The 19,958-nt window shown below is 73.1% G+C and carries 19 protein-coding genes; 10 read left to right on the top strand and 9 right to left on the bottom strand.

The features are described from left to right. The first annotated feature begins 29 nt into the window (after window positions 1-29). A complete protein-coding gene (locus ACFZAT_RS21090) occupies window positions 30-923 on the top strand; it encodes a virginiamycin B lyase (protein ID WP_391265749.1) in 894 nt (297 codons plus the stop codon). Window positions 924-989: 66 nt separating this feature from the next. Here the strand turns inward: ACFZAT_RS21090 and ACFZAT_RS21085 are convergent, their stop codons facing one another. From ACFZAT_RS21085 to ACFZAT_RS21075, 3 genes are all read right to left on the bottom strand, one after another. Then, on the bottom strand, window positions 990-2,162 hold the full coding sequence (locus tag ACFZAT_RS21085) for a GDSL-type esterase/lipase family protein (RefSeq protein ID WP_391265748.1): 1,173 nt from the start codon (window positions 2,160-2,162) through the stop codon (window positions 990-992). Window positions 2,163-2,294: 132 nt separating this feature from the next. After that, window positions 2,295-2,696: a YciI family protein gene (locus ACFZAT_RS21080; RefSeq protein ID WP_391265747.1), complete on the bottom strand. Its 402-nt coding sequence runs from the start codon at window positions 2,694-2,696 to the stop codon at window positions 2,295-2,297. 15 nt (window positions 2,697-2,711) lie between these two features. Continuing rightward, window positions 2,712-3,257 carry a hypothetical protein gene (locus ACFZAT_RS21075; RefSeq protein WP_391265746.1) on the bottom strand — a complete coding sequence of 182 codons (546 nt, stop codon included), beginning with the start codon at window positions 3,255-3,257 and terminating at the stop codon, window positions 2,712-2,714. Window positions 3,258-3,338: 81 nt separating this feature from the next. Between ACFZAT_RS21075 and ACFZAT_RS21070 the strand changes: the two genes are divergently transcribed. From ACFZAT_RS21070 to ACFZAT_RS21055, 4 genes are all read left to right on the top strand, one after another. Then, entirely contained in the window at window positions 3,339-3,878 is a 540-nt protein-coding gene (locus tag ACFZAT_RS21070; protein WP_391265745.1) for an O-acetyl-ADP-ribose deacetylase, read from the top strand. Between the two features lie 123 nt (window positions 3,879-4,001). Continuing rightward, complete coding sequence (locus ACFZAT_RS21065) at window positions 4,002-4,985, top strand: hypothetical protein (protein WP_391265744.1); 984 nt, start codon at window positions 4,002-4,004, stop codon at window positions 4,983-4,985. A gap of 54 nt (window positions 4,986-5,039) precedes the next feature. Beyond that, entirely contained in the window at window positions 5,040-6,887 is a 1,848-nt protein-coding gene (locus tag ACFZAT_RS21060) for an HSP90 family protein (protein ID WP_391265743.1), read from the top strand. 2 nt (window positions 6,888-6,889) lie between these two features. Then, a complete protein-coding gene (locus ACFZAT_RS21055) occupies window positions 6,890-9,811 on the top strand; it encodes a hypothetical protein (RefSeq protein ID WP_391265742.1) in 2,922 nt (973 codons plus the stop codon). Between the two features lie 68 nt (window positions 9,812-9,879). Here ACFZAT_RS21055 and ACFZAT_RS21050 read toward each other — a convergent pair whose 3' ends face one another. From ACFZAT_RS21050 to ACFZAT_RS21040, 3 genes are all read right to left on the bottom strand, one after another. Then, the gene (locus tag ACFZAT_RS21050) at window positions 9,880-10,722 is read right to left on the bottom strand and encodes a hypothetical protein (protein WP_391265741.1); all 843 of its coding nucleotides are present in this window, start codon (window positions 10,720-10,722) and stop codon (window positions 9,880-9,882) included. Then, window positions 10,719-11,972 carry a glycosyltransferase gene (locus ACFZAT_RS21045; RefSeq protein WP_391265740.1) on the bottom strand — a complete coding sequence of 418 codons (1,254 nt, stop codon included), beginning with the start codon at window positions 11,970-11,972 and terminating at the stop codon, window positions 10,719-10,721. The genes ACFZAT_RS21050 and ACFZAT_RS21045 overlap by 4 nt, the downstream gene beginning before the upstream one ends. A gap of 65 nt (window positions 11,973-12,037) precedes the next feature. Continuing rightward, window positions 12,038-12,406 carry a VOC family protein gene (locus ACFZAT_RS21040; RefSeq protein WP_391265739.1) on the bottom strand — a complete coding sequence of 123 codons (369 nt, stop codon included), beginning with the start codon at window positions 12,404-12,406 and terminating at the stop codon, window positions 12,038-12,040. Window positions 12,407-12,972: 566 nt separating this feature from the next. Between ACFZAT_RS21040 and ACFZAT_RS21035 the strand changes: the two genes are divergently transcribed. Further along, window positions 12,973-13,716, top strand: coding sequence for a methyltransferase domain-containing protein (locus tag ACFZAT_RS21035; protein ID WP_391265738.1), 744 nt, complete (start codon window positions 12,973-12,975; stop codon window positions 13,714-13,716). Window positions 13,717-13,764: 48 nt separating this feature from the next. After that, on the top strand, window positions 13,765-14,505 hold the full coding sequence (locus tag ACFZAT_RS21030; RefSeq protein WP_391265737.1) for a methyltransferase domain-containing protein: 741 nt from the start codon (window positions 13,765-13,767) through the stop codon (window positions 14,503-14,505). Between the two features lie 230 nt (window positions 14,506-14,735). Here ACFZAT_RS21030 and ACFZAT_RS21025 read toward each other — a convergent pair whose 3' ends face one another. Together ACFZAT_RS21025 and ACFZAT_RS21020 are read right to left on the bottom strand one after the other, a co-directional pair. Continuing rightward, on the bottom strand, window positions 14,736-15,140 hold the full coding sequence (locus tag ACFZAT_RS21025; RefSeq protein WP_391265736.1) for a Rid family hydrolase: 405 nt from the start codon (window positions 15,138-15,140) through the stop codon (window positions 14,736-14,738). Between the two features lie 49 nt (window positions 15,141-15,189). Next, window positions 15,190-16,071 (bottom strand): universal stress protein, encoded by an 882-nt coding sequence (locus tag ACFZAT_RS21020; protein ID WP_391265735.1) that lies wholly within the window; start codon window positions 16,069-16,071, stop codon window positions 15,190-15,192. A gap of 180 nt (window positions 16,072-16,251) precedes the next feature. Here ACFZAT_RS21020 and ACFZAT_RS21015 point away from each other — a divergent pair, with 180 nt between their 5' ends. Next, on the top strand, window positions 16,252-17,160 hold the full coding sequence (locus ACFZAT_RS21015) for a universal stress protein (RefSeq protein WP_391265734.1): 909 nt from the start codon (window positions 16,252-16,254) through the stop codon (window positions 17,158-17,160). After that, complete coding sequence (locus ACFZAT_RS21010; RefSeq protein ID WP_391265733.1) at window positions 17,160-17,870, top strand: pyridoxamine 5'-phosphate oxidase family protein; 711 nt, start codon at window positions 17,160-17,162, stop codon at window positions 17,868-17,870. Before ACFZAT_RS21015 ends, ACFZAT_RS21010 begins: the two co-directional genes overlap by 1 nt. A 65-nt stretch (window positions 17,871-17,935) precedes the next feature. On the opposite strand, the gene ACFZAT_RS21005 is transcribed toward ACFZAT_RS21010, so the two are convergent. Continuing rightward, the gene (locus tag ACFZAT_RS21005; protein ID WP_391265732.1) at window positions 17,936-18,793 is read right to left on the bottom strand and encodes a universal stress protein; all 858 of its coding nucleotides are present in this window, start codon (window positions 18,791-18,793) and stop codon (window positions 17,936-17,938) included. Window positions 18,794-18,980: 187 nt separating this feature from the next. Between ACFZAT_RS21005 and ACFZAT_RS21000 the strand changes: the two genes are divergently transcribed. Continuing rightward, window positions 18,981-19,907, top strand: a complete 927-nt coding sequence (locus ACFZAT_RS21000; protein ID WP_391265731.1) for a universal stress protein — start codon at window positions 18,981-18,983, stop codon at window positions 19,905-19,907. Window positions 19,908-19,958: the final 51 nt, after the last annotated feature.

Raw genomic sequence — 19,958 nt, 5'->3', positions numbered from 1 at the left:
CCACCACGAGTACGAGCAAAGGAACCCCCGTGCACGACGCGACCCGGGTAACGATCGAAGAGCACACGGTGTCCGGCCCCGAGGCCGGACCGTACACCCTGACCGCCGGACCGGACGGTGCCCTGTGGTTCACCCTCGTCCACAGCGGCCGGATCGGCCGCCTCGTCCCCGGGGATGAACCGACGACCCACCGCCTCGACCCCGGCAGCGGGCCGACCGTGATCACCCCCGGCCCCGACGGCGCCCTGTGGTTCACCGAGTACCGCGCCGACCGGATCGGCCGGATCACCACCGGCGGGGCGATCACCGAGTTCGGCGTATCCGGCTCCGGCTCCGGGCCGTTCGGCATCGCGGCGGGTCCGGACGGCGCGCTCTGGTTCACCGGGACCGCCGCCGACCGCATCGGCCGGATCACCGTCGACGGCGACGTCACCTCGTTCCCGCTCCCCGCCGCCGGGGCGTTCCCGTCCGCGATCACCGCCGGGGGCGACGGCGCGATGTGGTTCACCCTCAACCAGGGCAACGCCATCGGGCGGATCGGCATGGACGGCGCCGTCGCCCTGCACCCCCTGCCCACGGAGGCGGCGGGCCCGGTCGGCATCGCGGCCGGCCGGGACGGAGCGCTGTGGTTCACCGAGATCGCCGCCGGTCAGATCGGCCGGATCACCCCCGACGGGGGGATCAGGGAGTTCCCGCTGCCCGACCGGGCCGCCCGGCCGCACGCCGTCACCGTCGACGGACAGGGCGCCGTGTGGTTCACCGAGTGGGGAGCCAACCGCGTCGCCACGATCACCCCGGACGGCTCCGTCACCGCCCACGACCTGCCCACCCCCGACTCGGAACCGCACGGCATCACGGTCGGCCCCGACGGCGCCCTGTGGACCGCGCTGGAGACGGGCTCACTCGCCCGCATCGCGCCGTAGAGGCCGCCAGGGCCTTTCCCTTGGATCATGCCGGGCTCGCGGGCCAGCGGTCGCCCGGACGCCGCATCAGGTGACCGGCCCCAGACGCATCGCGGCGGGCCCGCGGCCCGGGGTGTTGGTGCAGCGGTGGTCGCCCGCGGGCTGCTGGAGCTGGAGGGTCAGACAGGCGCCGAGCGCCTGCTGTCCGTAGCGGTTGGGGTGGAGGGATTCCTGCTGCTGCCCCTGGCCGGCGCCGCTGGTCACGAAGCGGATCCACTCGCTCGTTTCGCCGCTCGGCGGGTGGGCCAGGTCGGCCTGCCGGGTCGTCGTGGAGCACACTTCGCGGCCCTCGAGGGAGCGGGACAGGTCGAGGAACTCGGCGCCGCCTTCACGGGCCGCCTGCGCGAGGGCGGTGCTGATACGCGGCACGAGGTCGTCGTGCGCCCAGGTGAGGTCCTTGTCGAAGAACGGGCAGCCCCCGGCGGTCAGGCGGTCGTACTTCTCACCGGGATAGCGGAGGCGGGCGGCGTCGGGCAGCGGGGACGGGTAGGACTGCAGCACGAGACGGTAGGAGCCGGCCGGGTGCCCCGCGCGGGCGAGGGCGGTCTTCACATCGGCCAGCGTGCCGACCGCCGCCTGCCGGACACCCGGCAACCGCTCGGCGACCTGCTGGGACGCCGTCGGCGTACAGGGAGACCCGCCGAAGGGCTTGACGAAGGCGGACGCGCAGTCCGTGATGATGTCGGAGAAGCCGAGGTCGTTGCCGCCGATCGACACCACCACCGCGCGCACCGGCTGCCCGGTCACCGCCTTCTGGAGCTGTCCGGCCTGCGACGGCTGGCCCTTGAACGGTTCGCCGCCGTGCTCCGGCAGCAGGACCGCTGTGGAAGTCGCGCCCGAACAGGCGAGGTTGAGGCGGTTCGCGTCGAGCGTGAGCGATTCGACCTCCGCCACGTCGGAGCGGTTGCAGCCGCTGTGGTAGGACGGGCCGTACACCCGGTGCGGGTCACTGGCCCCGGCATCCGGGTCCCAGGCGCGGTCGGTTCGCGCGTAGCCGCTCGCGGACTCGTTGCTGTTGCCTGCCCAGCGGCCGGCCTCGCCGGAGATGAAGCTGTCGCCCAGCGACACCACCCAGGACGTGGCGGCCGCGCGGGCGCTCCCGGAGGGGGACGCGGACACCGTGCCGGCGGCCGCGAGGACACAGGCCGAAGCGGCGGCGAGCGCCAGCGCCCTGGAGCGTCGTGAGGAGAAGGAAGTCATGCCCGAGACGTCGGCAGCGGGGCGGCGCATGATGAAGGCCCGCGCCGCGTTTACATCCGATCGGCCCCATGCAAGATCGTTTCGCCCCGCCTTCGGCTGCCCGTACGGGTCAGTCCGCCCACGTCCCCCGGCTCACAGCTCGCCGTTCTCGTCGGCCATGACCTGTCGCACCTCGACCGGCTGCTGCGTGGGCACACCGCCCGGGCCGGGGACGGCGGAAATGCGGGCGGCGATCTCCAGCGCACGCTCCTGCGACTCGACCTCGAAGACGTTGAAGCCGGCCAGGACCTCCTTGGACCCGGCGAACGGTCCGTCGGTCACCACCGGAGGCGCGATGCCGTCCGCGCGGACCGTGCGGGCCTGCCGAGGATCGGCCAGCGCCATGAACTGGACCAGCTCGCCGCTCTCGGTCAACTCCTTCGTCAGCAGGGCGTAATAGTCGAAGTGGGCCGCGACGTCACCCGGCTGCCAGGTGTCCATCGGCTCCTCGAAGACCCCGCCGTCGTGGGTGACCAGCAGAATGAACTTCGTCATTGCGTACTCCCGTTGTCAGTCGTCCGTGGATTCCGGAAAGGAGAAATAGAGCGCGTCGGCGTAGAACGACGCGAAGTGCCGCTGCCAGTCGGCCCGTACGGAAGCGAGCCAGCTGTCGTCACGGCCGGCTACCGCCGCCTCGGCGAGGGCAACGGCCTCGGGCACGTCCTCGGACGCCAGGCGCCGTACGCTCTCCGCCGGGTCGTCGTCCGTCATCGAGACGATCTCGCCCGTTTCGAGCAGGAAGTACTTCGCCTCCTGCTTCTCCAGGTGGGCCGTGGTCCTGGCCACGCACTCGGCGAACTCGGCATCGTCCGCGAGGCCGTCGCCGACCGCGCGCAGGACGTCACGGAGCAGCGCCGCCCCTGCGGCGTAATCCGCCGCGATACAGATCGGATGGTTCCAGATCATCGACGGGACGACCGTCGTCCCGTGCCCCACCAGGAGCTTGTGAGCGAGCGGGATGTCCCGGTTGTGCTCGGATATGCAGCGGATCCGCTGCGGGATGTCCGCGTCGCTCGGAACCGAGTCGGCGGAGTAGAGATACGAACGATTCGCCATGCCGGCGAAGCTAGCACCGGGCACTGACAATGCCGCCGGACACATCCCTCACAGCCGGGAGGGCCACGGCATGATGACCGCATGAGCACGCATGCCGACGTCACCGTCACCCTCGTACGGGGAGACATCACCCGCCAGTCCGTCGACGCCGTCGTCAACGCCGCCAACTCCTCACTGCTCGGCGGCGGAGGCGTGGACGGAGCGATCCACCGCCGGGGCGGCCCCGCGATCCTCGCCGCCTGCCGTGAGCTGCGCGCCTCGCGGTACGGAAAGGGGCTGCGCACCGGCCAGGCCGTCGCCACCACTGCCGGAAGGCTCGACGCCCGCTGGGTCGTGCACACGGTCGGCCCGGTGTGGAGCGGGACCGAGGACCGTTCGGCCCTGCTGGAGTCGTGCTACCGGGAATCCCTCCGCGTCGCGGCGGAAGTCGGGGCCCGTACCGTCGCCTTCCCCGCCATCTCCACCGGCATCTACGGCTGGCCCATGGACGACGGGGCCCGCATCGCCGTCCGCACCGTGCTGGCAGAGGCCGCGCCGCCCGTCGAGGAGGTGCGGTTCGTGCTCTTCGACGCGGACGCGTACGGGGAGTTCCAGGAGGCCCTGGCGGCGGCACGGCCCTGAGGAAGGACCGGATTCGCGCCGTGCCGGATGTATGAAGCAGTTGTGAAGGCCCTGTGGAACCGTTGTCGGTGGGGCCCCTTATGCTGCACCGAACGATCAAGCGGGACCAGGGGAGGGCGCGGCATGTTCGGCAAGCTGTTCGGCAGGGCTGAGGAGAGAACGGCGGCCGGCCCGCACGCCCTTCCCGCTCCCCACAAGCAGAACGGGATGTACACCCTGCGGGCCCTGGGGGACACCCGGGTCCTCGCCCTCGTGGGGGCGGCCCGACTGGGGGACTGGGAGGCGGTCAAGGCGGCACTGACACCCTTCGACCTCGGCCGCGACCACCAGATCCTGAACGAACTCGAAGAACTCGGCCGCGTGCAGACCTGGATCGGCCGAGCGGTCGAGGAGGACAAGGAGCACCGGGCGACCGCCCTGCTCATCGCGGGAGCCCGCCACATCAAGTGGGGCTGGGAGGCGCGCACCGCCGCCCGCGCGTCCCAGGTGACGGAGCAGCAGTGGCGGGTCTTCCACAAGCGGCTCCGCATCGGTGAGGAGCAGCTGCTCGAAGCGGCCGAGCTGCGGCCCGAGTGGGTCACACCGTGGCGCCGGCTCCTCACCTCGGGCCGCGGCATGTCCCTCGGCGCCGACATCACCGAGGCCCGGCGTGACGCGGCCCTGCGCCGCGCCCCGCTGGACCTGGAGACCCACATCGAATGGATCTCCCAGTTGCAGCCCCGCTGGGGCGGCGAACCGGGCGAGGCACTGCGGTTCGCCCGCGACGCGTACGCCCACGCTCCGGAGGGCGACCGGATCGGCTGCGTGATCCCCATGGCGCACATCGAGGACTGGGTCGAGTCGGACGAGACGAACTGCCTGAAGACCGACGAGATCCGGGAAGAGCTGCGCCGCGCCGCCGAGCACAGCATCCTCCACCCCGCCTGCGAACGGCGCCCGGGCTGGCAGCACGACTTCAACATCTTCGCGATGGCCCTCTCGCTGGCCGGCGAGCGACCGACGGCCAAGCGGGTCTTCCGCGCCCTCGACGGTGCCTTCACCAGCTGGCCGTGGGCCTACTTCGGCGAACCCGAGAAGCAGTTCGCCCGCCACCAGCGCCGCGCCTGACCGCCCACCGGCCCTCCCTCCCACCCGCCCGCTCCTCCCTCCCCGGACTGCCTGATGACAGCACCCGACACCACCGCGCGACCGACCGGCGACGACCGCACCTTCCAGGTGGATCTGCGCGGTCTCGTCGACCTCCTCTCCCACCACCTCTACTCCAGCCCCCGCGTCTACCTGCGCGAACTCCTGCAGAACGCCGTGGACGCGCTGACCGCCCGGCACAGCCTCGAACCCGGCGCCCCCGCCGACGCGTTCGGCATCCGCCTGTACGCCGACGGGGCCGTCGTACGCGTCGAGGACGACGGAGTCGGGCTCACCGAGACCGACGTCCACGCCTTCCTCGCCACGATCGGCCGCAGCAGCAAGCGCGCCGAACGGATCGCCGAGCAGCGCGGCGACTTCATCGGCCAGTTCGGCATCGGACTCCTCTCCTGCTTCCTCGTCGCCGACGAGATCCACGTCCTCAGCCGCTCCGCCCGCACCCCCGGCGCACCCGCCGTGGAGTGGCGTGGCCGCGGCGACGGCAGCTACACCGTCCGCACCCTGCCCGCCTCCGCCCGCCCGGAGCCCGGCACCACCGTCACGCTCACACCGCGCGCCGACGCGGGGGAGTGGACCCGCCCGGCACAGGTCGCCGCCCTGGCCCGGCACTTCGGCTCCCTGCTGCGCCACCCGGTCACGGTGGACGACGGCAAGGGCGGCCCGGCCGCGCGCATCAACCCGGAGCCCGCACCCTGGGCCCGTACCTACCCGACCCCGGGAGCCCGCTCCCGCGCCCTGGCCGCCTACGGCACGGAGGCCTTCGGGTTCGAGCCGCTGGACACCCTCGACCTCGACCTGCCCGCCGTCGGGCTCAAGGGCATCGCCTGCGTGCTGCCCGAAGCGGTGCCGACCGGCCGCCGCCACGGCCACCGCGTCCACGTCAAGGGCATGCTGCTCTCGGAGCAGGCCGAAGAGATCCTGCCGGACTGGGCGTTCTTCGTCCGCTGCGTGGTCGACGCCGAAAGCCTGCGCCCCACGGCCTCCCGGGAGTCCCTGTACGAGGACGACACCCTCGCCGCCGTCCGCGACGCCCTCGCCGAGAAGCTGCGCGCCTGGATCTCCCGCATCGCCGCCAGCGACCCGGAACTCCTCGCCCGCTTCCTCGGCGCCCACCACCTGGCGGTGAAATCGCTCGCGGTGCACGACGACGAGATCCTGCGGATGCTGCTGCCCTGGATCCCGTTCGAGACCACCGACGGCTCCGCCACCCTCGACGAGTTCGCCCGTACCCACCGCACCGTGCTCGTGACCTCCAGCGTGGAGGAGTTCCGTCAGGTCGCGGCCATCGCCTCGGCCGCCGGGCTCGGCGTCGTCAACGGCGGCTACACCTACGACAGGGAACTGGTCCACCGGCTTCCCGAGCTCCGGCCCGAGGTCAGCGTCGCCGACCTCGACCCGGCGACGCTCACCGCCCACCTGGACCCCGTCGACCGTGAGACGGAGCTCGCGGCGGCGCCCTACCTGGCCCTGGCCCGCGACGCCCTCGCGGTCTTCGACTGCGACGTCGCCCTGCGCACCTTCCAGCCCGCCTCCGCCCCGGCGCTCCTCATCGACAGCCGCGACGCCCGGCACGAGCGCACCCGCTCCCAGCTCGCCCGCGAACAGCAGGGCGGGCTGTGGGGCGACATCCTCGGCGCCCTGCGCCAGGAGGTCCCGCGCGCCCAGCTCATCCTCAACCAGCTCAACCCGCTGGTGCGCACCGCCGCCGCCATCGACGAGCCGGAGCTGGCCCGCACCAGTGCCGAAGCCCTGTACGGGCAGGCCGCCATGCTGTCCCGGCGCCCGCTCAGGCCCGCCGAGACGAGCCTGATCAACCGCTCGTTCCTCGATCTCCTCGCCCACGCCCTCCGCAAGGACAGCTGACGATGCCGACCGCACCCCAGAACACCGACGAGCTGTACGACGCGCTCCAGGAGAACCAGCGGCGCCCCTACGGCCGCGCCCGCACCGTCGCCGCCGAGGAACTCGCGGAAGCCGCCGAGCGGTTCGAGGACACCCTCGCCCTCGTCCGTACGCTCTTCGAGCTCCAGGAGGCGTACACCTACGGCTCCGAGCCCCGCAAGTCGCCCGTCGTCTTCGCCCGTCTGCTCACCCTCTTCGACGAGCAGCCCGACGTCTTCACCGACCGGCTGCGCCATCTGCTGTTCTGGCGGTTCAAGTGGGTGGCGAACTCCCTGCGCGCCCTGCCCGAGATGCCGCTGACCAGCCTGCGCCAGTGGCTCACCGAGATGCGCGGCCGATACGAGAAGGCCGGCCTCGGCCTCCAGCCGTACTACGCACAGACCTACCAGCTCGCCGCTCACACCGGTGAGGACACCGCCCCCGCCTACGAGCTGTGGGCGGCCCGCACCCGCACCCCGTTCAGCGACTGCGAGGCCTGCGAGATCTGCGAACGGGCTCTGTACCACCTCGCGGCCGGAGACGACGCCCGCGCCCTGCGCACCTGGGAACCCGTCCTCGACGGCAAGGAGAGCTGCCAGGAGGAGCCCGCCCGCTCCCTCTCTTACGCGCTGCTGCCCCTGCTGCGCACCGGCGACACCGACCGCGCCCGCGCACTGCACCTCGCCGGCTACCGGGGCTGCCGCCGCAACCCCTCGATGGCCGGGGAGGTCGGCCGCCACCTGGAATTCTGCGCCCTGACCGGCAACGAGGCCCGCGGTCTCGAACTGCTCGCCGAGAACCGGGTCCTGTTCGCCGAGGTGGACTCCCCGCTGGACCAGTTCGACTTCCTCACCGGAGTGGAGGTCCTCCTCCGGCGCGTCGAGTCCCTCGGCCACGGCGAGCTGCCGGCCGCCGGATACCCGGGCCGCACGTGGACCGTGGCCGGACTGTGCGCCGAGGTCCGGGAGCGCGCCGACGACCTCGCCGCCCGCTTCGACGCCCGCAACGGCACCACCGCACACGCCGACCGGCGCACGGCCCGCCTCGACCGCGCACCGCTCCTCGACGCGCTGGAACTGACCCTGCGCACCCGCGCCCTCGACGACCTGTCCCCGGCCGCCCCGGCCGCCGCACCCCCCGCCCGGAAGGCGCCCTCCGTCCCGGAGACCGTCCCCGAGCTCATCGTCCGGGCCCGCGAACTGGACGAACAGGGGCACCCCGACGCGCAGCACTGCTGGGACCGGCTACGCGCTCTCGTCGCCGCCCCCGACTACACCCACCCCGAGGACCCCGCCGTGGGCCCGATCGACAGGCTCCGCGCGGACCTGCTGTCCGACGAGGCCGTCGCCGCCGCCCACAGGGACGACGACGCCGATGCCGCCGCCCTCTACGCGGAAGCCGCCGCCCTGTACGAAACGGCCGGGCTGCCGGGTGACGCGGCGGTCGCCCACGCCGCCGCCGCGCTCGCCCGGACCGAGGCCGACGGCGAGGCCGCCGACGCCGAGGAGAAGGCCGGGGGGCTGGCCGCCGGCCACGCGAGCGTGGTCCGGCTGCACGAGGAATCACCGGGGCTCACGCCGTGTCAGGAGGGCCGTCTGCTGCGCCTGCGTGCCAGCGCCCTCTGCCTGCGCGCCCAGCTCACCAGGACCGAGGAACACCTCGCGGCGGCGGCCGCCGAAGTGGAGCGGCTGCACACGTTCGCCACCCGGCACGAGCTGGCGGGCCAGATATCCGGCGCCGTCCTGTTGCGGGCCGGTACCCACGCCCTCGCCGGCGACCTGCCCACCGCGCTCACCGAGCTCGACGCACACGTCGACCGGGTGCGGCAGCAGGGCCCCGCCTGGCATCTGCCGCGCACACTCGGACTGCGCGGCCGCTTCCTGATGGGTGTGCGGGACGCGCAGGCCGCGTACGCGGAGCTGTCCGAGGCGGTACGCGTGGCAGCCGAGTGGCCGGCCTGGGTCTCCGACACCGCCAGTCTCCACGGCGACCTGGCCGAGGTGTGCATGCACCTGGGCCGCCCCGAGGAGGCACTGCGCCACCTGACGCGCTCCGCCGAACTGAACCTCCGCCAGGGCAAGCGGACGGACGCCTTCTGCACCTACAGCAACGCCGCCCAGCTCAGCCTGGACCTCGGACGCGTCGAGGACTCCATCGCCCTCCTCGACTCCGTCCTGGCCGAGCCGGACGTCGCCGCCGGAGAGCTGGACGACCGGCTCGCGGCCCAACTGCGCCTGACCCGCGCTCGCGCCCTGCACGCGGGGGAGGACCTCAAGGCCGCCACGGCTGAGTTCGTCGCCCTCGCCGCCGAGTCGGCGGACTGGGACGACGACCCCGGGAGCCACGCCATGATCGCCGCGGAGACGGCCGTGCTCCTCGCCGAGGCCGGCGACTTCGACCGGGCCGACGACGCCATCGGCCGGGCGCTTGCCGCCCATTCCCGCGCCCCGCGCTACGAGCAGCTGAGCAACGCGCTGCGCGAGATCGCCCGCCTCCAGGCCGAACAGCAGGGAGCCGACGGCCTTCCCGGAGCTCTCGCCCGCCTCGCGGACGCCGAGCGCGTGGCCGAGGAGGCCCGCGCCGCCGGGTACGAGCCCCGCGGCCGCTCCCTGGAGACCGCCCTCGCCTACGAGCACGGCCGGGTCAACGCCTACGCCGGGGAGTACGAGGACGCCCTGACCGCCCTGGAGAGGGCCCTCGACGGGCTCGGGGAGCCGGGGGAGGAGAACGCGGGCGAGTGGGCCGAGTGCGTCCGGCTCGCGGGCGTCGTCGAGGGCATCTACCTGGAACGGACCACCCCCGCCCTCACCCGCCTCGACACGGCGATCCCGCGCCTGACCGCCCTGGACCGCACCGAGGAGACGGAGTCCCTGACCGCGCTGGCGGCCCGCCTGCGCGACGAGTGATGACACGCCGGGCTCACCGGGCCGCCGCCCACGCGGAGGCCGGGTGAACTCCCGGAGTGCGGGCATCCTCACCGTGAACGCTGGGGCGTGATCTCCACGGAGAGGTCGTTGTCGAGGGTGTAGTACGGGCGCACGGACACCCCTCCCAGCGGGGTGGCCGGGTAGACGAACACCGTCTTCCGGTCCGCGACGTCGTCCAGCAGCCGGCCGACCCGCACCCGGGGAGCGCCGGCACAGGGGTGTACGAACACGTCCCACACCACTGGTGCACCTCCCACCACGTCCGCCAGGAGGTCCGCGTAATCGACCGTGAACGAGAAGTCCCGGTCCCCCTCGGCGCTCAGCGCGATCCGCGCCACCGAGGCCCCCTGCCCGCGCCGGATCAGCTTCACCTCGGCGCCCTCGCCGAGCCCGGCACCGTACAGCCGCGCCTCCACCGTCATAGCCCCGGATACGACGGTGATCCGGCCCGCCTCCGCGTGGGTGGCGCGCCGCCAGGCCCGCACGGCGAGCCTGCCGTCCTTGGTGGCGTACGGGATCCGGACCGCCAGCGGCGCGCCTCGTCCGGCATCCCCGCCGGACACCAGCCCGCGCAGATCGCGCACGCCGGGCAGCAACGGCACACGCTCCTCGTCCGGCCCGGTCACGACGTAGGCGTCCCAGCGCCCTTCGTCGAGGGCGGGGTCCGTCTCCAGGACGGCCTGCCACGCGTCCGCTCCCACGGACTCCAGTACGAGAGAGCGCCCGGCCTCCTCCGCCTGCCCCTTCTTCGGGCGCCGCTGAAGCATCAGCCGCGGCTGCGCGGAGGCGGGCAGCGGCAGTTGGACGCGTACGAGCAGCCGCCCTCCGTCCTGCGCGGTCACCGCGCCACGGGGCTTCTCCACCGGCCCGCCCACACCTTCGCCACTCATCGCCGGCCCTTCCGCGCGGCCCTCACGACACTGCCGGCCGCGACGAGCACGGTGTCCCTGGCCGCGAAACCGCTGCTCGCCAGGGCGCGGCCCGCCCCGGTCACCGTCCGGCCCTCACGCCGGGCGGCCAGCAGCTCCTCGAACAGCCGCTCCGCCCGGGCGACGACGGGTTCGGGGCCGTAACGCCGGGAGCTCTCCAGCGCGTTGCGCCCCATGCGGCGGCGCAGCTCGTCATCACCGACGAGGTCCAGCAGGGCGCCCGCCAGAGCGTCCCGGTCGCCGACGGGCACCAGCCGGCCGTCCCTCCCGTCCGTGATGATCTCGCCCGGGCCGTACGGGCAGTCCGTGCTCACGACCGGCAGACCGCAGCGCATCGCCTCGACGATGGTCATGCCGAAGGACTCGAAGTCGGAGGTCACCGCCGCGATCGACCCCTTGACCCACTCGGCCTCCATCGGGATCGCGGCACCCATCAGGAAGACGTTGTTGTACAGCCCGAGCCGGTCGATGAGCGCGCGCAGCCGCTCCCGCTCCTCGCCCCGGCCGTATATGCGCAACTGCCAGTCGGGATGCGCCGCCGCGACCGCGGCGAAGGCGTCGATCAGCAGGTCGAACCGTTTCACCGATGCCAGCCGCCCGGCGGCGACCACGACGCGGCCCCGGCTGTCGGCCGGAGCGATGGCGGGGGCCGGGACACTGTTGGGAAGCGCCTCCACCCGCACACCCGGCAGCCGCATCTTGCGCCGGTACACGGCCGAGTCGGCCTCCGTGACAGGGGTGATCGCGTCCAGCCGCGGATACGCGCGGCGCAGCGCCCTGCGTAACCGCGGGGGGTGGTGGTCGAGCGCGAGATGTTCCTGCCCGACCCGCACCGATCGCGCCGGCGCGTGGAGGGCCAGGTGGACATTGAGCCCGGGGCGCGTCCCCACGACGACATCGGCGTCGAGCGAGGTCAGTGCTTCGCCGATGCGCTCGTCGGTGAGCGCGCTGTACTCGACGTAGCGGTATTCGGACGCGGGAAAGAGCCTGGCCGGTGCGAGGTGCCGCGGGTCGTCCTTCTCGTGCCGCAGATCCACCAAGGGCCGTAACCGCACCCGCGGATCGAGCGCGATGCTCGGGCGCTCCCTGTTCCGCAGCGCGGAGATGATCTCCACGTCGTGCCGATCGGCCAGTGCGCCCGCCAGGTTGAACGTGGTGCTGATCGTCCCTCCGATCGCGTACGCGTTGTGGATGAGGAATGAGATTCGCATGCAGTACAGGACGACCGGCCTGTACGGAAGGTTGCCCGCCGTCCACCGGCCGACGCCCGGGACGGTCACCGGGCCGGGACCGGCTGTGTGAGGTTCACCGGGTTGCCGTCGGGGTCCAGGATGTGGGCGACGCGCTGCCCCCACGGCATGTCGTTCGGCTCGCCGCGCACCGTTCCGCCCAGCGTCTCCACCCGCCCGAGCGCCACGTCGACATCGTCCACACCGATGCTGAGCAGCATGCGAGGTGCTCCGCCGTCCTCTCCCTCCTTCTTGGCCACCAACCCGAGGTCGGTGTCGCCGATCCGCAGACCGAGGTAGAACACCGGGCCCTCGGCGGGAACCCGGAAGATCTCCTCGGCGCCGAACAGTTCCGTGTAGAAGCCGGCCAGGACGTCCTGGCGGGCGGTGAGGATCACGGGCTGGATGGTGGACATGACGCTCCTGTCGTGAACGGTCGGGGCAACGGGTGGACTGCTCGGGGACGGTGAACTCATCAGTCGGGTCCCGGCCGGGCGTCGGACCCACCTCCTAGGGTGTCCCGATGATTCGTGACGCGTCCGAGCAGCGGGTGGTGGAGGCGGCGACCGCCGATGTCCGGCTGGCCCGGGTCGAGTTCGGCGGCGCCGGCCGGACTCGGGTACGCCGCTCACCCCGGAAAGCGGCCAGTCGGCTGCCTGGACGCTCCTGCGCGAGGACTGGGCCGGTTGCTTCCCCGAAGACCCCTCACGCATCCGCGCCCACGTACGATTTCTGCGCGAATCGTCCGCCGGGTGACGTGCCCGCGTAATCGGTGAGAATCGCCGGGTCGGCGCGGCTGAGAGCAGCCCCTTCACGGCTCGGCGCACGGCTCACCGGGCGCGCGGCCGGGGCGGGCGGTGGGGTTGACGGCGGGGGCCGCGCAGGGCGGGAGCAGGGCGCTCCGACTGCCGGCGCACATGGGTTGACCTGGTGTTTTTTTGTCGGTGCTCCTAGGCTCGGCGGTGATCGAAAGGGGGCCCGGATGGACCGGACCGTACGTACCGTCGAGGACGTTCTCGCACTCCTGGACGGGTTGTTCGTCTCCGAAGCCGGGAACGGCCCGTTGGCGGCCGGGGACGGCAGGGAATTCTGGGACCGGTTCTACGCCGACAGGTCGAGGCCCGTCCCGTTCTTCCCGGCGCAGCCGGACGAGAGCCTGGCCGGCTACCTCGATCAGGGCCTGGTCGCGCCCGGGCGGGCCCTGGATCTGGGCTGCGGGGCCGGCCGCAACGCCCTCTACCTGGCTTCACGCGGTTTCGAGGTCGACGCCGTGGATCTCTCCCCGGTGGCCATCGCCTGGGCACGGGAGCGCGCGGCCGACGCGGGGGCGGAGGCCCGCTTCGTGTGCGGCGACGCGTTCTCCCTGTCGGCCGCGGAGCTGAGCGGACCGTACGACCTGGTCGTCGACTCCGGGTGCTTCCACCACCTGCCACCGCACCGCCGGGTGAGCTACCTCGACCTGCTCGACCGCGTGCTCGCCCCCGGCGGCCATCTCGCCCTGACCTGCTTCGCGGCCGGTGAGGACGGCATGGGCTCCGAGCTCGCCGACGCGGACCTCTACCGTGAACGCCGGCTGCACGGCGGCCTCGCCTACACCCCGGAATCGCTGCGCTGGATCTTCTCCGACCTCGCAGAGGTCGAACTGCGCCGCATGCGGGACGAGCCACCCGAGTCGCCGCTCTTCGGCGCCGGATTCCTGTGGACGGCTCTGTTCCGTACGAGCTAGCCACCGAATCACGTTGACCGCCCCAGCGGGTGGTGCTTGGGTCGATACGTGGACAGCATCTCGGGCAACAGGCGGTTCTGGAATCAGATCAGCAGCGCCTACCAGCACAGGCATGACGCACGGATCGGCGCGACGCCCCGCCTGTGGGGTACGTACGCGATCCCCGACACGCACCTGCGGGCGCTGGGCGACGTCAGCGGCAAGCGCGTCCTGGAACTCGGCTGCGGCGCCGGTCAGTGGTCCAGGGCGCTCGCCGCCGAGGGGGCCGCGGTGGTCGGGTTCGACCTGTCGGAAGAGCAGCTTGCCGCGGCGGGGCGCGCGATGGGGGAGGCCCGGTACCCGCTGGTGCAAGGTGCCGCCGAACACCTCCCGTTCGCCGCCGACAGCTTCGACCTGGTGTTCTGCGACTACGGCGGGCTCAGCTGGGCACCCCCGCACCTGGCCGTGCCCCAGGCCGCGCGCGTACTGCGGCGCGGTGGGCGCCTGGTGTTCAACGTCGCCAGCCCCTGGTTCGAGGCCTGCTACGACGAAGCCACCAGCCGCGCGACGACGACGCTGCGACGGGACTACTTCGGCCTGGACACCATCGATGAGGACCAGGGCGCGGTCAGCTACCAGCTCACCTACGGCGACTGGATCAGGGTCCTGCGCGGCGCGGGCCTCGTCATCGACGACCTCATCGAACCACGCCCCGACCCCGAAGCGGCCAACGGCTACAACAAGACCGACCCACCCGACTGGGCCCATCACTGGCCGGCGGAAGCGCTCTGGGTGACCCACAAACCGTAGGCCCCACCGCAGCCTTCGCGTGCGGGCCGGCTGCCCCGGGGCACACCGCGAGACGTGTGCCGCTCGTCGAGGCGGTCACGTACGGGCGCCTGCCCGGCCGGCCGGACGCCCGCACGGCCAGGCAACGCATCGCATCCGCATGCCCGTATCCCCGTGCGGGCGAGAACACTTGATGCGCCGGACAAGCCCCGCTCGTGCCTCTTCGGGGCCCACCGCCGCAGCGACACGCTTCATGTGGCATGCCCGCATGCCACCGCTTCGATCTCGATGAGCATGTCCGGATCGGACAGGGCACTGACCTCCGCGAGGAGGCTGGTCGGCCGGCAGTCGGCGGCAGCGAGTCCGTCCAGGAGCACGTCGTAATGCGCCCTGCACGAAGCGAGGTCGGTGGTGACGATCCGGATCTGCACCACGTCGGCCATCGTCATCCCCGCCTCCGCCACGGTTTCACCCAACCGCCGCAGCGTCAGTCTCATCTGCCCGGCCATGTCTCCCCGGTGCGCGATGCCGCCGTTGTCGTCCCGGGCTTCGTGTCCGGAAAGGAACAGCCAACTGCGGGGGGCGTCCACGCGGACGGCCCGGTTGTACATCAGCCGGTCGCCCACCATGCGCGGGCCGATCTCATGGGTGGTCATGCCGTTCCGTATACCGGGGCGGACGCCGGTTCAATCAGCCCGCTCGCCGTCAGTCCTGCGGGACCACGGCAACCGGAGCGGGAGAGTGATGCAGTACCGCGTGGGTGACATGGCCGATGCGCGGTTCGTGCGGCCAGTAACGGTTGGTTCGGCGGCCGACGGCGACCAAGGAGGCACGGGCTCCGGCATCCACCAGGTGACGCGCCGGTGATCCGACCTCGCTACGCACGTCCACGGCTACCCGCGGATACCTCTCCGACCAGGGTGCGAGCAGCGACCGCAGCATGCTCATCCCCTCCGCGGCGATGTCGGCGCGCCACCGCAGGTCTCCGCCGACGCCTTGTACGTAACCGACCGGCGGGTTCCAGCAGTACTGGATCTCCACGCCCGCCGAGCGCACCGCCGCCGCCTCGAAGGCGAAGCCCAGCACGCCCTCCGTGGTGGGCCCGAGATCGATGCCGGCGACGACGGGAGCCCCTTCCCCCGCACCGTCCGCTACGGGGCCGGGTGCGGCCCGGTCCGGCCGGACCAGGACGACCGGCCGGTGGGCGTGGGCGACCGTGGCCATGGCGACCGAGCCCAGGAAGAAACCCTTGAGCGCCCCGAGCCCGGCGGTGCCGAGCGCGAGGAGTTCGGCACCCGAGGCTGCCCGGCAGAGCATCTCGGGCGGCGGCCCCGTGAGTTGGTCGGCCTCGATCACCAGGTGCGGATACCGCTCCGCCAGCCGCGCCGCCGCTTCCCCGGGCAGACGCCGCGACCATTGTTCGGGTGTCTCCGTCCCCGCGAGAGGAGCGTGCGAGTAGGGCTGCCACTCCCACGCACTCACCAGGCGCAGCGGGCACCCCCGCAGGACCGCCTCGTGGGCACCCCAGTCGGCAGCCGCGTCGCTCGCCCGGCTTCCGTTCAGTCCGACGGTCACTGGTCGTGTCACGACGTACCTCCGTCAACGCTCGTACGGCCGGATGCCCCGGGTACTCACGATTCCGGGCGTACGGCCGCCGCGCATGAGCCGATGAGTACCCGTCCAGGACCGTTCGGCCCCTCCCGGCCCCCCGGCGCCGGTGTGACCGTGGCAGGAGGACCCCTGCGGTGGTGGAAGGAGGCGGGCCCGATGCGGTTGCCTGTGGTGGTGGGTGTCGACGGTTCCGACCCCAGCCTCGAAGCGCTGGACTGGGCTGCCGACGAGGCCGTCCGGCACGGCCTCCCGCTACGAGTCGTACACGCGTCCCTGTGGGAGCGGTACGAGGGAGTGGTGCCGGCCTGGACCGTCGACCGTCCCTCCGGTCAGGTCTTCGCGGAGAACATCGTCGCCGTCGCGGCCGAGCGGGTCCGGCGACGTGCGCCGGACCTGGAGATCAGCGCGGAGGTGCTGGCCGAGGACGCGGCCGGCGCCCTGCTGCGGGAAGGAACGGAGGCCGCGGCCGTCGTCGTCGGCTCCCGGGGGCGCAGCTGGTTCGCCGACCTCCTCCTCGGGTCCGTCGCCCTCGTCGTGGCCGCACGGTCCCGGGGCCCGGTCGTCGTGGTCCGGGGAGACCGGCACGCCCTGGAGTCACGGCACGGCCGTGTGCTGCTCGGGGTCGGGGAGCACGACGAGGACTCGGCCGCCCTCACCTTCGCGTTCCGCGAGGCGGCGGCACGGGAAGCGGAACTCGACGTGGTCCGCGTCTGGCGCCACCCGGCCCATGAACCCGCCGCGCACCCGCTCATGGCGGGCGGCGGGGCGGGCCACTTCGAGGCACAGGCGGCCGAAGAGCTCGACCGGGCACTTGAGCCCCTGGCCCGCGCGTACCCCGGGGTCCGGCTGCGCCCGAGCACGGTCGAGGGCGTGCCCCACCGGGTGCTGAGGGAACGGTCGGCGGCAGTCGACCTGCTGGTCGTCGGAGCGCGCCGCCGGGAAGGGCTCGTGGGCCTTGAGCTGGGCCGGGTGGCCCACCGCTCGCTGCACCATGCGTCCTGCCCGGTCGCCGTCGTCCCGAACCGGGGCCCGGCAAGCCCCGCGCAAGCGGAAGGAGACTCGTGATGACCACAACCCGTGACGTGCACGGCGCGGGAGACCTGGGGCGCCGCGCGGCCGCCAGGCGCGCCGAGCTCGGCCTCTCCCTGGAAGAGGTGGCGGACCGGGCCGGCTCCACGCCCAGCTACCTCGCCTATGTGGAGGAGCACGTGCCCGCCCCCGGACCCGTCTTCCTCGTCCGGCTCGCGGACGCGCTGGAGACGACCGTGCAGGACCTCGCCGGGTTCAACGCGGACCTGCCGCAGGGCGGTGCCGCAGCAGGTCACCACCCGCGGATGGAGGAGCTCGAAGAGGACGAGTGCTGGACGCTGCTCGATGGCCACGGCGTCGGCCGTATCGCGATGGCGGGAGCGGAGGGCCCGGTGGTCTTTCCCGTGAACTACCGGATCACCGACCGGAAGATCGTGTTCCTGACCGCCCCCGACGCGAACCTCGCACAGGCGGCATCGGCCGGCATCGAGGTCGCCTTCGAGCTGGACCGGCTGGACGAGGCGTTCAGCCAGGGCTGGAGCGTCCTGGCCGTCGGCAGGACCCGTACGCTGCCGGCCGGGCCGGAGTCCGAACACCTGCGAGGGGCCATGGACGCGAAGCCCTGGGCCGGGGACGGGCGCACGACGGTGGTGACGCTCTCCCCGGACCGGCTCACCGGGCGGCGCATCCGGGTCCCCGGCGCACCCGGTTCCACCGAGTTCGCACCCGGCGGGGGCGGAGGCTGACCCCGGCTCCCCGGAGCCCCCGGACGCGACAGGCGTACGGGGGCTCGGCCGTGCCGCCGCGTCGTTCAGGGCACGGGCACGACCACGACCGGAGCCGGGCTGTGGTGGATGACGGCCTGGGCGACGTGCCCGAGGTGCGGTCCCAGCGGCAGCCGGCGGGAGCGGCGGCCCACGACGACCAGTCCGGCGTCGCGGGACGCCTCCACCATCTGGAGCGCGGGCGACCCCACGACCGCCTTGGCGGTGGCCTCCACCTCCGGGTACCGCCGACGCCACGGCTCCATCAGGTCCAGCAGCGTACGGGCCAGGTGCTCGCTCTGGTCCACGCCGAGCGCCGGGTCCATGAGCGCCGCGTAGCCGTACGAGGCCGGCAGGGTCCAGCTGTGCAGGAACCGCAGGTCCAGCTTCCGGCGAGCGGCCTCCGCGAAGGCGAAGGCGAACAGCGCATCGGGCGCGCGGTCGACGTCGACGCCCACGAGCATGCCGCCCGGCGGCGCGATCCGGTCGTCCTGCGCCCGCACCAGCACGACCGGGTTCAGAGCGGCACCGACGACGGCGAGCGAGACCGAACCCGCGAGGAAGCCGGACATCCTGCCGAGCCCCCGCGATCCGAGGACCGTGAGGTCCGACGCGTTCGCGGCGGCCGTCAGCTCCTCGGCCGCCCGCCCCTTGCTCTGCGCGACGGAGACCTCCATACCGGCATGCTCGGCGCGCAGGCGCTCCGCTGTCGCCCGGAGCAGTCCCTCGGCACGCTCGGCCGCCTCGCTGAGCTGCGCCAGCGGGACCTCCGGGTTGGCGGGCAGTTCCTCGATGTGCACCAGGGCGAGCGGCACCTGCCGCACCCTGGCCTCCTCGGCCGCCCACTCCACGGCGGCGAGGCTCTCATCGGAACCATCGAGTCCGGCGATGACCTGTGCTGTCATGACGCACCTCCTCGTGCGGGGCCACACAACCTCAGCCTGCCTCCCCCTCCACCCCGCCAGCAGGGCCGAGCAGGTCTCGATCGGGCCCGAACGGCCCATCCCCGCCGGTGCCCGACGCTGCGAACGTGGAACCTGCCGTTCCCCAGAACCGACAGGCGGCCCCGGGGCGCACCGTCGAGGAGAAGCCATGAGCAGCGCGATATCCGCTCGTACGGGCCGACTCCGGGAAGCGGCCACAACCGTCGTAGTGGGAGTCGATCCCCGCAGGCCGTCCGTGCCCGCCCTGTTCTGGGCCGCCGACGAAGCGGCCCGGAGGGGCGTCCGGATCCGCCTGGTGGCAGCGGTGCAGGGCGGCCCGCATCTGATGGGCGACGACCTCCCCGGGCACAGCGCCCGGCGCGCCCGCGCCGCGTCGGCCCTCGCCAACGCCGAGGACTTTGTACGGGAACTCCACCCCGACCTGTCACCGGTGACCGAACTGATCGACGGGCCGCCGGTTACCGTGCTGCGCGAACGGGCGGCGGACGCGGCCCTCCTCGTGCTCGGCGCGCGCCGCGCGCACCGGCCCGCCGATGTCCTCACCGAGGGCTCCGTGGTGCCGTCACTGGCGGCGCGCGCGGACTGCCCCGTCGTCGTCGTACGGGCCCCGGAGCACACACAGGTCCACCCCCGCACCGTCGCCGTCGCGGCGGACGACACCCCCGAGGGCCGGGCCGCCGTCGCCTTCGGTGTGCGGGAGGCGGAGCTGCGCCGGGCCCGCCTCAGGGCCGTACGAGTGCTGCCGCCCTCCGCGTCGGCTCGCGGTGACGACGACGCAGCCCGGCGGATGCTCCGCGACTGCGAACCGACCTGGACGGAGCGTCACCCCGGGCCCGACCTCGTTGCGGAAGTCCTGAACGGGCGGCCGGTCGAACAGCTCGTACTCGTCTCGCAGTCCGCCCTCGCGCTGGTCGTCGGACGCCCACCGGACGTCCCCGGTACCGCTGACCGGTCCGACCCGGTGATCCACGGCCTCCTGCGCCACGCGGAGTGCCCGGTCATCACCGTACCGGCGCCGCTGCCGGCCGACCGGCCCCCGGCCGAGCCGGCACCGGGGCTGCTCAGCCCCTCGTGAATGAGCCGTCCGGCCCCCCGCCGGACCCCGCACGGTCGCTGTCCCGGCCGG

It is taken from the genome of Streptomyces sp. NPDC008163 (genome assembly GCF_042956885.1).
In the GTDB taxonomy this organism is placed as follows: Bacteria; Actinomycetota; Actinomycetes; order Streptomycetales; family Streptomycetaceae; genus Streptomyces; species Streptomyces drozdowiczii_A.
The sequence above is the reverse complement of the archived record's forward strand: the minus strand, read 5'-3'. Positions and strand labels throughout refer to the sequence as shown.

Excerpts from the sequence above, each read along its gene's own strand:
- ACFZAT_RS21065 (WP_391265744.1), top strand. The coding sequence starts at position 4,002 with ATGTTCGGCAAGCTGTTCGGCAGGGCTGAGGAGAGAACGGCGGCCGGC.
- ACFZAT_RS21050 (WP_391265741.1), bottom strand. The coding sequence starts at position 10,722 with ATGAGTGGCGAAGGTGTGGGCGGGCCGGTGGAGAAGCCCCGTGGCGCG.
- ACFZAT_RS21035 (WP_391265738.1), top strand. The coding sequence starts at position 12,973 with ATGGACCGGACCGTACGTACCGTCGAGGACGTTCTCGCACTCCTGGAC.
- ACFZAT_RS21045 (WP_391265740.1), bottom strand. The coding sequence starts at position 11,972 with ATGCGAATCTCATTCCTCATCCACAACGCGTACGCGATCGGAGGGACG.
- ACFZAT_RS21025 (WP_391265736.1), bottom strand. The coding sequence starts at position 15,140 with ATGACCACCCATGAGATCGGCCCGCGCATGGTGGGCGACCGGCTGATG.
- ACFZAT_RS21075 (WP_391265746.1), bottom strand. The coding sequence starts at position 3,257 with ATGGCGAATCGTTCGTATCTCTACTCCGCCGACTCGGTTCCGAGCGAC.
- ACFZAT_RS21015 (WP_391265734.1), top strand. The coding sequence starts at position 16,252 with ATGCGGTTGCCTGTGGTGGTGGGTGTCGACGGTTCCGACCCCAGCCTC.
- ACFZAT_RS21010 (WP_391265733.1), top strand. The coding sequence starts at position 17,160 with ATGACCACAACCCGTGACGTGCACGGCGCGGGAGACCTGGGGCGCCGC.
- ACFZAT_RS21040 (WP_391265739.1), bottom strand. The coding sequence starts at position 12,406 with ATGTCCACCATCCAGCCCGTGATCCTCACCGCCCGCCAGGACGTCCTG.
- ACFZAT_RS21000 (WP_391265731.1), top strand. The coding sequence starts at position 18,981 with ATGAGCAGCGCGATATCCGCTCGTACGGGCCGACTCCGGGAAGCGGCC.
- ACFZAT_RS21085 (WP_391265748.1), bottom strand. The coding sequence starts at position 2,162 with ATGACTTCCTTCTCCTCACGACGCTCCAGGGCGCTGGCGCTCGCCGCC.
- ACFZAT_RS21080 (WP_391265747.1), bottom strand. The coding sequence starts at position 2,696 with ATGACGAAGTTCATTCTGCTGGTCACCCACGACGGCGGGGTCTTCGAG.
- ACFZAT_RS21055 (WP_391265742.1), top strand. The coding sequence starts at position 6,890 with ATGCCGACCGCACCCCAGAACACCGACGAGCTGTACGACGCGCTCCAG.
- ACFZAT_RS21070 (WP_391265745.1), top strand. The coding sequence starts at position 3,339 with ATGAGCACGCATGCCGACGTCACCGTCACCCTCGTACGGGGAGACATC.
- ACFZAT_RS21060 (WP_391265743.1), top strand. The coding sequence starts at position 5,040 with ATGACAGCACCCGACACCACCGCGCGACCGACCGGCGACGACCGCACC.
- ACFZAT_RS21005 (WP_391265732.1), bottom strand. The coding sequence starts at position 18,793 with ATGACAGCACAGGTCATCGCCGGACTCGATGGTTCCGATGAGAGCCTC.